16 protein-coding genes are annotated in these 11,722 nt (G+C 62.3%); 3 read left to right on the forward strand and 13 right to left on the reverse strand.

The window, feature by feature from the left end:
• Nucleotides 1–29 precede the first annotated feature (29 nt).
• From AC3WWH_RS28450 to AC3WWH_RS28485, 8 genes are all read right to left on the reverse strand, one after another.
• The gene (locus tag AC3WWH_RS28450; RefSeq protein ID WP_058323480.1) at nucleotides 30–2,102 is read right to left on the reverse strand and encodes an ASKHA domain-containing protein; all 2,073 of its coding nucleotides are present in this window, start codon (nucleotides 2,100–2,102) and stop codon (nucleotides 30–32) included.
• Between the two features lie 154 nt (nucleotides 2,103–2,256).
• Nucleotides 2,257–2,589, reverse strand: a complete 333-nt coding sequence (locus tag AC3WWH_RS28455; protein WP_057254103.1) for a hypothetical protein — start codon at nucleotides 2,587–2,589, stop codon at nucleotides 2,257–2,259.
• A gap of 140 nt (nucleotides 2,590–2,729) precedes the next feature.
• A complete protein-coding gene (locus AC3WWH_RS28460) occupies nucleotides 2,730–3,692 on the reverse strand; it encodes a methyltetrahydrofolate cobalamin methyltransferase (RefSeq protein WP_057254106.1) in 963 nt (320 codons plus the stop codon).
• 100 nt (nucleotides 3,693–3,792) lie between these two features.
• Nucleotides 3,793–4,884, reverse strand: coding sequence for a methylenetetrahydrofolate reductase (locus AC3WWH_RS28465; RefSeq protein ID WP_058323481.1), 1,092 nt, complete (start codon nucleotides 4,882–4,884; stop codon nucleotides 3,793–3,795).
• Nucleotides 4,881–5,483 carry a methylenetetrahydrofolate reductase C-terminal domain-containing protein gene (locus tag AC3WWH_RS28470; RefSeq protein ID WP_058323482.1) on the reverse strand — a complete coding sequence of 201 codons (603 nt, stop codon included), beginning with the start codon at nucleotides 5,481–5,483 and terminating at the stop codon, nucleotides 4,881–4,883. The genes AC3WWH_RS28465 and AC3WWH_RS28470 overlap by 4 nt, the downstream gene beginning before the upstream one ends.
• A complete protein-coding gene (locus AC3WWH_RS28475; protein WP_057254112.1) occupies nucleotides 5,476–5,778 on the reverse strand; it encodes a virulence factor in 303 nt (100 codons plus the stop codon). Before AC3WWH_RS28475 ends, AC3WWH_RS28470 begins: the two co-directional genes overlap by 8 nt.
• A gap of 340 nt (nucleotides 5,779–6,118) precedes the next feature.
• A complete protein-coding gene (locus tag AC3WWH_RS28480; protein ID WP_058323483.1) occupies nucleotides 6,119–6,922 on the reverse strand; it encodes a formyl transferase in 804 nt (267 codons plus the stop codon).
• Nucleotides 6,923–6,967: 45 nt separating this feature from the next.
• Nucleotides 6,968–7,147 carry a hypothetical protein gene (locus AC3WWH_RS28485; protein ID WP_058323484.1) on the reverse strand — a complete coding sequence of 60 codons (180 nt, stop codon included), beginning with the start codon at nucleotides 7,145–7,147 and terminating at the stop codon, nucleotides 6,968–6,970.
• A 203-nt stretch (nucleotides 7,148–7,350) separates the two neighbouring features.
• Between AC3WWH_RS28485 and AC3WWH_RS28490 the strand changes: the two genes are divergently transcribed.
• A complete protein-coding gene (locus AC3WWH_RS28490) occupies nucleotides 7,351–7,776 on the forward strand; it encodes a pyridoxamine 5'-phosphate oxidase family protein (protein ID WP_058323485.1) in 426 nt (141 codons plus the stop codon).
• Nucleotides 7,777–7,792: 16 nt separating this feature from the next.
• On the opposite strand, the gene AC3WWH_RS28495 is transcribed toward AC3WWH_RS28490, so the two are convergent.
• The 4 genes from AC3WWH_RS28495 to AC3WWH_RS28510 form a co-directional block, all read right to left on the reverse strand.
• Complete coding sequence (locus AC3WWH_RS28495; protein WP_058323486.1) at nucleotides 7,793–8,566, reverse strand: pyrroline-5-carboxylate reductase; 774 nt, start codon at nucleotides 8,564–8,566, stop codon at nucleotides 7,793–7,795.
• 313 nt (nucleotides 8,567–8,879) lie between these two features.
• Complete coding sequence (locus AC3WWH_RS28500) at nucleotides 8,880–9,143, reverse strand: DUF1488 family protein (protein WP_057254121.1); 264 nt, start codon at nucleotides 9,141–9,143, stop codon at nucleotides 8,880–8,882.
• 92 nt (nucleotides 9,144–9,235) lie between these two features.
• A complete protein-coding gene (locus AC3WWH_RS28505; RefSeq protein WP_093234627.1) occupies nucleotides 9,236–9,358 on the reverse strand; it encodes a hypothetical protein in 123 nt (40 codons plus the stop codon).
• 45 nt (nucleotides 9,359–9,403) lie between these two features.
• Nucleotides 9,404–9,709 carry a hypothetical protein gene (locus AC3WWH_RS28510; protein WP_058323487.1) on the reverse strand — a complete coding sequence of 102 codons (306 nt, stop codon included), beginning with the start codon at nucleotides 9,707–9,709 and terminating at the stop codon, nucleotides 9,404–9,406.
• A gap of 550 nt (nucleotides 9,710–10,259) precedes the next feature.
• Between AC3WWH_RS28510 and AC3WWH_RS28515 the strand changes: the two genes are divergently transcribed.
• Nucleotides 10,260–10,418, forward strand: coding sequence for a hypothetical protein (locus AC3WWH_RS28515; protein ID WP_156414722.1), 159 nt, complete (start codon nucleotides 10,260–10,262; stop codon nucleotides 10,416–10,418).
• A gap of 12 nt (nucleotides 10,419–10,430) precedes the next feature.
• On the opposite strand, the gene AC3WWH_RS28520 is transcribed toward AC3WWH_RS28515, so the two are convergent.
• Nucleotides 10,431–10,685: a hypothetical protein gene (locus tag AC3WWH_RS28520; RefSeq protein WP_143032969.1), complete on the reverse strand. Its 255-nt coding sequence runs from the start codon at nucleotides 10,683–10,685 to the stop codon at nucleotides 10,431–10,433.
• A 134-nt stretch (nucleotides 10,686–10,819) separates the two neighbouring features.
• Here AC3WWH_RS28520 and AC3WWH_RS28525 point away from each other — a divergent pair, with 134 nt between their 5' ends.
• A complete protein-coding gene (locus tag AC3WWH_RS28525; protein ID WP_492377346.1) occupies nucleotides 10,820–11,191 on the forward strand; it encodes a COG4315 family predicted lipoprotein in 372 nt (123 codons plus the stop codon).
• Nucleotides 11,192–11,722 lie beyond the last annotated feature (531 nt).

The following is an 11,722-nucleotide window of genomic DNA, read 5'->3' on the forward strand; positions in this document are numbered from 1 at the left end:
TCTGAAGACGGCAGCTTAGCCGACTCACTCTACTCCCGGCTTCTTCTCCGCCGACGACCGCCACCCTCGCCATCATCGCCCGTCACCTTGCGCTCCGGCAAAGTCACGACTGCAGAAAGCTTCGGGAAGGCGTCGACCTTGTTCGGCATCGCCATGGCGTTGACGAAGTGCTCCTGAAACTTTGATTCAAGCGCCGTCTCTATCTTCTCGATTTTGCTGACGGTTTGCTCGATCTCGCGACGGTGGCCGCGGTTAAGCAGCGCCATCAGCGCGCCGGTGCCGGCGGCGTTGCCGACGGCCTTGACCTCGTCGAGGTCGCAGTCCGGAATGAGGCCCAGGACCATCGCGTATTTCGGGTCGATGAAGGAGCCGAAGGCGCCGGCAAAGCGGATGGTGTCGACATGCTCGATATCGAGCTTCTCCATCAACAGCTTGATGCCGGCATAGAGGGCAGCTTTCGCAAGCTGGATGGCGCGGATGTCGTTCTGCGTCACGGTAATGCGCTGTTCGCCCTCGTGCAGCAGATAGGAGAAGGTGCGGCCGTTGGGGATGATGCGCGGGCTCTTCGCCGCCATCGCGCCATCGACGACGCCATCCTGCGAGATGATGCCGGAAAGGTACATCTCGGCGACGATCTCGATGATCGCCGAGCCGCAGATGCCGGTCACGCCGACGCTGGCCGCAGCTTCGGCAAAACCTTCCTCGTCCGACCACTTGTCGACGCCGATCACCCGGAAGCGCGGTTCCAGCGTTTCGGGGTCGATACGCACGCGCTCGATGGCGCCGGGGGCGGCGCGCTGGCCCGAGGAGATTTCAGCACCCTCGAAGGCTGGGCCTGTCGGTGACGAGGCGGCGACGACGCGGTCCTTGTTGCCGAGCACGATCTCGGCATTGGTGCCGACATCGACGAGCAGCATCATCTTGTCCTGGCGATAGGGACCTTCGGCGAGAGTGGCACCCGCCGCATCGGCGCCGACGTGGCCGGCGATGCAGGGCAGCATATAGAGCCGCGCGCCGCGGTTGACGTCGATGTCGATCTCGTGCGCCCAATATTGCAGCGCGCCGGAGACGGCGAGCGCAAACGGCGCCTGGCCGAGTTCCGTCGGGTCGATGCCGAGGAACAGGTGGTGCATGATCGGGTTGCCAACGAAGACCATGTCGAGAATGTCGTGGCGGTCGACCTCACCCTCGGCGCAGACCTTGCCGATGAGGCCGTTGACCGCTTCGCGCACCGCCTTGGTCATGGCTTCCCGGCCGTCCGGGTTCATCATCACATAGGAGACGCGGCTCATCAGGTCTTCGCCGAAGCGGATCTGCGGATTGGAGGCGCCAGAGGAGCCGACGATGCGGCCCGAGAGCAGCGACACCAGATGCATCGCGATGGTGGTCGAGCCGATGTCGCAGGCAACGCCATAGGCCTCGTTCTTCAGGCCCGGCCACAGGCCGACGATGAAGGGGCGGGACGAATCCATGTCGCGGTGGATGGCGGCGGTGACGGCCCAGTTGCCCTTGCGCAGAATGGTCTGCACCTGCGGGATCAGGTGCGGCGCAATCAGGAGATCCTTCCAGCCCCAGTCCTTTTCCAGCATCACCTTCAGCCGGTCGAGGTCGCCGAGCGGCTTGTGCATGTCGGGCTCGTCCACCTCGACATAGCAGAGCTGGACGGCGGCATTGCGCTCGATCACCCGATCGGTCGCGGCCTTGCGCACGACCTGCGCGTTGATGACGGTATCCTGCGGCACGTCGATGACGAGGTCGCCGAGGATCTGGGCGGAACAGGACAGCCGACGGCCATCGGGCAGGCCGCGAATCTTTTCGTAGCGATCTTCCTTGGCGCCCTTTTCCGAGATGTGCTCGTTGGAGGAAACGATCTTGTGCTTGGCGAAGTTACCTTCCTGCACCACGATCTGACAGCGCCCGCAGGTGGCGCGGCCGCCGCACACACTCTCGACATAGACGCCGAGCTTGCGGGCGGCATCGAGAACCGGGGTGCCGACCGGGAAGCGGCCGCGTTTGCCCGAAGGCATGAACAGCACCAGAGGTTCCTTTTGCGCGGCTTCGGTCATGTTGGTCTCGATCTCGGAAGTGCCTTCGATGCGCATGCTCTAGTCTTTCGTCAGGTCCGCTTCAACAGGTGAGCGAAGCACGGCTAAACGGTTTCAGACTGCACCGGAACGCCGCCCGATAGTTGTCCAATCCCGACATGGAAGCATCTGTTTCAAACAGTTAAGGCGTGAGGCTTGGCGGCCGGTCAGGCTACTTGCGCGACAGACGCCGGGCGTTGCTGCGCACCCGCTTGCCATAGGGCCTGAGCGCTGCGGACGCAATCGCCGTTCCGTGGCCGGAGGCCGTGCCGCCGGCCATCAGCCGCAGCGTGTTGTCGAAGGCAGCTTTCCAAAGGGCCATGTTCACGGCCATGACGCTTTCCGCTGAGGCCGCGATCTTCTCGGAGATCATGCGGTGAAGCTCGGTTACGTCGTGGGACTTGCCCGTAAGCGCCGCCATCTGCATTTCCTGCAGCCGGACGGCGATGACGAAGGGTGCTTCAAACCAGAGGGTCGCGGCATCGAGTCGAAGGCGGCGTGTCATGGGTGATCCCTTGTGCTGCGAGGTTGGGTGCCGAAGTCGGTGTTATAGCGCTCCCGTTTGTATCACCGCGAATGCGACGGGAGGAGGGCGGCGACGAGACGCGGATGGCTTCTCATGCCGTTCCCCTCCCAAGACGTAACCTACTCGCTCGCTGCCGCACCGCCGGTGCGGGCCGCGCGACCGCCGCGGCGTCCACCGCTGGCGGCTGCCGGTGCGGCCGCAACGACGTGGCCGCCTTCGGCCGGCTTGTGGTCGCGATAGGTCTTGATCCAGTGGGTGCAGTTCGGATCGGTGCCGTTCAGAACGTTGGCGGCGCGCACGGCCTCCATTTCCTGCGGGCGGCAGGGGTTCATGATCGCCGAAGTCATGCCGGCGCCGATGACCATCGGGATGAAGCCGGCATTGATGCCGTGGCGGTGCGGCAGGCCGAAGGAGATGTTGGAGAGGCCGCAGGTGGTGTTGACCTTGAGCTCCTCGCGGAGCCGCCGCAGCAGCGCGAAGACCTGCCGGCCAGCGTCGCCCAGGGCGCCGATCGGCATGACCAGCGGATCGACAACGATGTCGTGCGGCTTGATGCCGTGATCCAGGGCGCGCTCGACGATCTTCTTGGCGACGGCGAAGCGCACGTCCGGGTCCATCGAGATTCCGGTTTCATCGTTGGAGATAGCCACCACCGGTACGTCGTATTTCTTGACGAGCGGCAGGATCGCTTCGAGCTTCTCCTCTTCGCCGGTGACGGAATTGACCAGCGGGCGGCCCTTGGCAACGCGCAGTGCCGCCTCGATCGCGGCAGTGACGGAGCTGTCGATCGCCAGCGGTACATCGACGAGGCCCTGGACGATTTCGAGCGTCTTGACGAGCAGCGGCGGCTCGGTCTCGTTCGGGTTGACGGCGGTGACCCCGGCGTTGACGTCGAGCATTGTCGCGCCCGCTGCCACCTGCTCCAGCGCATCCTTGATCACCGTGTCGAAGTTGCCCTCGATCATTTCGGCGGCGAGTTTCTTGCGGCCGGTCGGGTTGATGCGTTCGCCGATGACGCAGAACGGCTGGTCGAAGCCGATGATGATCTCGCGGGTGGCGGAAGCGACGATGGTCCGGGTCATGCAGGGTCCTTTGTCATTTGGCGTCGGGCTATTGTAATCACGCCCATGAAGTCGATGATAGGCGCCTTCTGATCGGCGCCGGTTTTGTCTGCGGTCTGGGTCAGTGCGGATGATGGGCTGCGGCTTCGGCCATCTGCTGCTGGTTTTCTTCCTTGCCTTCGCGAATATGCTCCAGCCGCTCGGCAACGAGCGCATCCTCGGGCAGCGTCTCGTGCTTCCAAGGTCTGCGGCCCTTCAGCACGCCCGATTCATGCACGATCTCTGCGACGTATTCTTCCTGGCGATAGGCCATCACGTGGATGCCGGAGACACCTTCGATCTCCTTCACCTCGTTGATGATGTCGATGCAGAGCTGCTTGCCTTCCTTCTTCTGATCCTGCGCGCCTTCGAGCCGGGTGATGATGCTGTCGGGGATGTGGATGCCCGGCACGTTGGAGCGGATCCAGCGGGCGGTCTTGGCCGATGCCATCGGCCCGACGCCGACGAGGATATAGCACTTCTCGTGCAAACCGAGGTCGCGCACCTTCTTCATGTATTCGCGGAACATCGGCACGTCGAAGCAGTACTGGCTCTGCACGAACTGGGCACCGGCCTCGATCTTCTTGGCCAGACGATAGGGGCGGAAATCGTAGGGCGGCGCAAAGGGGTTGATGGCGGCGCCCAGGAACACCTGCGGCGGCGTCGTCAGCTTGCGGCCGGAAAGGAACTTCGAGTTGTCGCGCATGATGCGCACGGTTTCGAGCAGCGACATGCAATCAAGGTCGAAAACCGGCTTGGCGCCCGGCTGGTCGCCGGCCTGCACGCCGTCGCCGGTCAGGCACATGATGTTCTGCACGCCCATGGCGGAGGCGCCGAGCACGTCGCCCTGGATGGCGATGCGATTCTTGTCGCGGCAGGCGATCTGCATGATCGGCGCATAGCCCATGCGGGTCAAAAGCGCGCAGATGCCGACCGAGGACATGTGGCAGTTGGCGCCGGATGCATCCACCGCGTTGATGCCGTCGACCCAGCCGTCGAAGACCGCAGCGCGTTCGTAGACGTCCTGCGGGTTGGCGCTGTCGGGCGGGTTGAGCTCGGCGGTGACGGCAAATTCGCCGCGACGCAGAACACGCTCCAGACGGCCGCGGGAGGAATGGCCGGGCAGGGGCTCAAGCGGCGCGCCGGGATCGAAGGGATTGATATCGGGGCTCATGCCTGGCCTTCCTTGGATGCCGCTTCACGCTGCGCTGCGGCTTCCGCCGTCACGCGCAGCCAGGACGAAGTTTCGCGCAGCGACTGGTTGACCGGCTTCTGCACGTTCATGATCGCATTGCCCTTCTCCATGTTCTGCGAGCCCTTCCAGGCCTGCACCCAGACGCAGGGCATATCCGGCTCGACCTCGCAATTGCCGTTGGCGCGCACGCCGCCGCAGGGGCCATTGCGCAGCTGCTTCGGACAGTTCATCGGGCAGGACATGCCAGTTGAAGACAGCGCGCACTGGCCGCACATGCGACAGTCGAAGAGGAAACCCTTGACGTGACGCTCGACGAAGGTGATCGGTCGCTCGACCCGGCCGTAGCCGAGGGCGTTCCAGAGCGGATGCAAGAGCAGGAATACATCGGCGAAGCGGTTGTAGAACCACTCGAGGAAACGGGAGTTGCGCACGGCCCAGAGGCGAACCGTATATTTGTGGCGCGACCGGCGGCTCGGAGAAACCCCAGTCGGGGTATAGGCGCCGGTCGCAGCCTTTGCCCCAGGTGCTGCGTTGCCCTTCATGATCTTCTGTTCGCCTGCAGGTTTGGCATCAGCCATTGTCGCGGCCTCCGGCCTTGACCAGTGCGACGAGCCGCTCGCGGTCATAGGCGGCTTCGAGTTCGGCGGCAGCGCTGTCGGCTTCCGCTTCCAGATCGTCGGACACCGGCACCGGATCGGCCTTGCGCCATTCTGCGAGATAGTCGTCGGTTTCGGCGGCACCGGTGCGCATCGCGCACATGTCGATCGCCTCGGTGAAACGCAGCGACAGCTCGCGCTTCGCCGTCGTGCGGCCCTTCTTGATGATGATCTGGGCCGGAATGTCGCGCCAGTAGACGATAATGCGATCTGCCATCGGGTGTCGTTCTCCTCCCCTGCATGTTTCCTTTAATCGGAGCCGATTAAGGATCAAAAACATGCAGCACTCTAAAGCGCTACAGCGACCTTTGCGCGCCTGATACGACGCGCGGCGCTGTAGGTGCGACAATGCGCATGTACAGGCGTCCGGGCTCATCTCGCCACGACGTCGGATATGTCCAAAAACGACGCTGGGCGACGAGCCGCCGCGGGCGCGCTTCAGGAGACGCGCGAGCGTCGGCCGGGTGGTCCGGCGCGTCAATGCCGTTCGGAGCGGATTGCCCACAGTTTCAGGCTTTTAGCGCGCATGCGACAGGACCGATAACCCTTTGCACCGCCTACCAGATACGACGTGTGAGCCCGTTCCACACCCAGGTCCAGATCGGGGGGTGGTACCATTGCCGTGACGGGCCTGCGACATCGGTGGGTCGTAAGTTTCCCTCAAGCGCGTCCTCGACGGCAGTGATCGCGATTTCAGTGGAAGCAGCCGTCTGCAGCAGCGGATAGGTGTGCATCGTGTCGCTTTGGCTCGGCCTTTGGCGGGAATGGTAGAGCACGCCGCCGGTGTCGACGCCGGCATCGACCAGATGCACGGTCGCGCCGAAGTTCTCCGCATCGTCGTTGACCAGCGCCCAGTAGCCGCCCATCAGGCCGCGATAGGTGGGGTTGATGCCGGCATGGAAATTGAGGACCGGGCAGGGGATCGCGGCAAGCGTTTCGGCCTTCAGCAAGCGGCAGCTGATGAGGAAGATGACGCCGGGTTTCAGCGCGCGGATTTGCTTGATGGCGTCGGCGTCGTTGATCGAAGCCACGGATTTGATCGGGATCGACGAATCGAGTTTTCCCGAGACCTTGTAGGTGGCGAAGATTTCTTCCGCGCGGCGGCGGGTGAAGCGCTTGCCGAAGCGCGAGGCGATCATGGTGGCAAGCTGCCCCAGCGCCGTCGGCCAGCCGAGCTTGCGGGCGCGGCGGCGCAGGAACACAGCTTTCGATTCCGGCTGTTCCTCGATGACGGTGATGTCGGAAAAGCGCGCGGCGAGCGCATTGATCATGATCCACGGGTTCTCACCGCCCGCCGTGACCACGACGATACGGCCCGGGCGCTTGCCTGCGGCTTGATTCGGACTGGCGATGTTGGTCATGGCGGCCCCGCGGATGAACAGGGCCGAGTTATGAAGGCTTGCCCGTTAGCGGCGGCTTAACTTGTTCCAGTACCATTCGGCCACACCGCCGCCGAGCACGACCAATGCCACGGACTCGAGCAGCGCTACGTCTTCCGTCAGGTTGCAGACCGCACCGATCAGCAGAGCCAGAAGCAGGCCGGCCGCACATCCAAGCGCATAGGGCAGATATTCGAGGAATTTCACTGCTGTCTCCTCCGACAGGCGTGGCGATCTTCTTCAATATGGCCTCACGGCAAGGGCGCCGCGCTGCTGATGGTTCGCCGCATGGTTGCCGATGGCTATGAGATCACCTTGACTCCCTCCATTGCCTTGTCAAGCTGCGCTTGGCAGGAAAGCCTGAATTCGTTCCGCCGGCAACGCACCCAGCCATCCAGGACGATGAAGCAATGGGCGACATTCAATCCAGACGCATGATCCTCGACTTCTTGAGGCAGCACACCTTGGCCGTGATCGCGACCTGCGGCCGGGATGGCAGGCCTGAAGCGGCGGCTATCGATTTCTCGGTGCGAGACGACCTGGAAATCGTGTTCGACACGTTCGAACATACCCGCAAGTTCGCAAACCTCTTGGAGCAGAGCCGCATCGCGCTCGTCATCGGCTGGGACAACAACATCACCGTTCAATATGAGGGCGACGCGACGAAGGTCTCCGCCGATGATCTCGAGCGATACCAGGAAGCGCATGTGAAAAGCGTTCCGGCCGAAAGAGAGTTTGTCGAGAAGGGTGCCGTGGTGTTCCGGGTCGAACCGCGCTGGATTCGCTACTCCGATTACAGCAAGACTCCTCCCGACGTGATCGAGCTCGGCTTCTGAAGTTTGGACCTTGCCGTCATGAAGCCGCGGTGATGCGGCGGTGAATACCGCCGAGACTTTCCTTGAACCGCTCGAACGTCCCGTGCTCCGTCAGCTCTCGCAGCACCTGTTCGTTGATGCCGCCGCGTGTCGCGTAATCCTCGGCGAGATGCGCGAAGCTGGCATCCGGTGTCGTTGCCGGTGCCTGACCCAAAGCCCCAAACAGCGAGGCCACATAGTCGCGGCCCTTGGCGTCCTCCACGCCGTTGTCTTTCAGCCAGCCATGGATCGTTTCGAGATATTTGAAGTAGCTGGCATAGGTGGCCGTCGCCACGCTCAGCACATCGAACTCGCTCTCGCTTTCAACCTCGATCGCCTTGCCGAGCCTGCCGAAAAACGCTGCCATTTCCGGATCCGGCGGGAAAATGATCGTCGGCCCCTGGCGGATCGCGATCATCGGCATCGGCAATGCCTTGGTCACCCGCTTCACCGGGCCGACCATGGCGGCGATCTCATTGCAGGAGAAGGTCGCGATCAGGCTGACGACATGGTGATCCGGCCGGAAGCGCAACAGCGGCAGCACTTCGCGGGCGATCTGTGGCCGGACGGCAAGCATGACCGTGTCGCAATCGTCCAGGACCGCCTGATTGTCGGCCGCCACCCGCACATCGGGAAACCGCGCGGCAAGGCCCGCCGCGATCTCTTCGTTGCGTGGCGACAGCACGACCGGCGTGGTTTCGCCCGGAAGCGATTTGAGCCCGGTGACGATCGCAGACGAGAGTGCGCCGGTGCCGATGAAGCCGAGTTTCATGAGAAGTCCTGTCGCTTGGTGATTTCAGCAGATCCGTGAAACTGCCGGGTGCCGCATGCACGGGTCCTGGTTTGTGGTTCGCGGAACAATAATACCAAAGGCGCTGGCGACAAGCGGTCGCGACAGCGTCGCCCACAGGGTAGCGGGACGCATTTCAACAACGGAGTTGAGGTTGCCACACCCTGTCGCCGCCTGCGGGGAGAGGGGACGTGGACAGTGATGTCGCCGAACAGGGCGGCGATCCTGTGAGACCAAGGGGTGTTGGGCGCGAGCGGGTGCCGCGGGTTTCCTTCCGAGATCTAGCGGCCGAGATCTAGCGGAAGTCCGCGGCTGTGAGGATATAGATTGTCCGGCGCCCGTTGGCATAGGCTGCCCTTGCGACTTCGTAGATCGAGTTGCGTGCGGCGTCGAATGCCTGGAGGCAGGCCGCCTCGGTCGTCCGGGTGGGCGCGCCACGGGCCAGAGCCGCCGCCTCGACATAGAAGGGCACTTCGAACATGCCGTCGTGGCCAAGGAAGCGAACGGCGTTCCTCGCACCATCGAAGCTTCGGGATTGGTTTGGGAAGCTCAGTGGCATGGTGTGATCCTTCTAGCGGTAAGCCAAGTTGGCCAGCGGTGGGTCGGCCGGGTAGACGCGTGAAGACGTGCATTCATCTTCGCGCCGCGCCATCACAAGATCCGCCCGAAGAGGATTGTGGTAACGACGACGGCGATCGCGAGCGAAAGGGCAATCCAGGCAAGCAGACCACGATAGTCGAAGAGATAGATCTGAGCCGGTATGTGGTACTTCATGATCGCCTCCTGTGGCTGATCTGTTCGGACCGCTTGGCTTGGTGTTTACAAGATGTGTGCAGTTCTGAACGCCCGTTCGGCCCGTGCGATCGCGTCGTTGCCGGCATTGACGAGTTCGAGATTGCCTTCATCGGTTACCCGCTCGTGGCATTCGCCGTTGCTGCGTATGCGGTACTGGAGCGCATTGTCGCGGATCGGCAGCGTCGCGGTAATGCGATATGTTTCTCCGACAATTGACTCCCTCGTCAGCGCCCCTCTGGAGCGAACGAGCTGGCCAACGTGAAAACGGTGGACAGGCGACTGGTCGCGCGGACTGCGGATGATGCGTTTGGTGAACGTTAGCGTGTTCATGATGGTCTCAGTCCTCTAAAAATGTGCTTGGGCACGGTCGGCCGGACAGCTGCTCAAAGATGGCTTGGCGCGGGCGAACAGATGTCCCGAAGCGAGATGTGCTTCGAGACGAAGCGTTGGCCCAAGCACTGGAACCGAAGCTTGCGTATCTGTCGAAAATTTAGGAGATCGGGGCGGTTCGAAGTTCTGATACCGCGAAAGCCACATCGGCCAAATCTACTTGGCTTAATATAGCGCGTCGATTGAGTTTCAATTGAGGCGGTTGTGTCTGCTGGCGGGGATGCGCGCTCCTGTTGGCGGGCTTGCCGGAGGTTCTCCGGATGTCGGGGCTCATCAACCGTCACTCCCTCACGGTTTTCCGTTGTCCGCTCGATAAAGCCCCGCGTCAATTGCGGATGTGGTAAGCTCATCGTTTGGAATTGGAGACTGCGATCGAAGGGGCCCTGAACCGAACGGCTGCCGACACCTTGCAAAAGGCGCTTGCACGTTTCCTTACTCAAGCCTGATGACGCCCGGCCGCGATGATCTCATTCGAAGAAGGAGAGGCGCAATGTCCTCCCGTTTGGTCTTCTGCCTGCTTCTGGTTGCCCTGTCGGTTGTCCTTGTCTGGGCCTTCAGACCGCCTCAGGGCAACGCCGATGGTCGCTCAGCCATGCCGCATCTGGCGGATCAGGGCCAGGTCGTGAACCCCGATTGTGGACTGGGCTGAACCATGGCAACGCTACGGTACGGTCTCAAGGTCGAAGCCAACAATGTCTGGGCGGTGGTCGATGTCTTCACCGGGCAGCCGGTCGTTCTTCACGGCTCTCTGCTGTCGAACTTGCCGCGCGATGAAGCGGATGATCTTCTGGATATTCTCAATCTCAAAGACGGCATACGCAGGGGCACGATAAAGGTTCCGCCCCGCCCGCCGGAAGATGAGAGCTAGTTCCGCCGCACCAAGGCAGCCGCCACGGCGGTTGACGTTGTCGGTCAAGGTTCCGCTCTTGTCCGAGCCGATAGACGCCTCCAACTTCGCGTTCATGGAACCGCAATCGAAGCGACACGTTTGCATGTGTTAGACTTCGGGGCACTACTGGCATTCCGCCGGCATCCCCGATGGGAAAAATCATGAAAACCTTTCTGATCGCATTGGGCGTGGCTGCCGTTACGTCATGGACGGCCTTTGCCGCAGAACCAGGCAAGATGGTCGACACGAAGATGGGCAAGGTCATGGCCACGGATACAGGCATGACCCTCTACACGTTCGACAAGGACACCAAGGGCAAGTCGAACTGCGACGCCGATTGCCTGAAGAAATGGCCGGCCTTCCACGCCGCAGCGAATGCAAAGGCAGATGGCGAGTGGTCGTTGGTCAAGGACACCGCCGGCAAGCAGATGTGGGCCTACGACGGAAAGCCCCTTTACACCTATGCCGAAGACACGAAGGCTGGCGACGTCAAGGGTGACGGCGTCAACGGCGTCTGGCACCGCGCCAAATAACACCCCAAACGACGGCGGGCGGCTTTATGGCCGCCCGCCTCTGGGCGCCGGAACGAAGGCACATCTGGCGCGTTACATCCTACGTTGGAGTACAGCAAAAAATAGCATCGTCCATCATCTTGATCGACGATAACCAGGGTACTCCCAGGAGACCCAAATGGATATCACCACACTACTCATCATCGTTCTCATCGTTCTCTTGCTCGGCGGCGGCGGCTGGTACGGTCGCGGTCGCTGGTATTGAGCCATTCGTCCACGGACGGACACATAGGCCCTTTCTGAATGGATCGGGTTGTCCGAGGGAGACCTCGCAAGGCGGGCAATTGCCCGACATTGCGTCGTATGAGTTCGTGAGCGAGCCACGTTGCGGTCACTCAAATATCTAGCCTCGTCGGACCTGCGCCGGCAGTCCATCGGATGCCGGCCTAGGCTCGTCGTCTGCTCGATCCGGCGGGTGTGTCGTCTGTGAAAATGTGCCCCTGGAGGAGGCGGATCGGGCAATGTCAGGTTCTCGCAGATGGATAGGGCCTG

Source organism: Ensifer sp. EB106-03-01-XG145, from assembly GCF_058792075.1.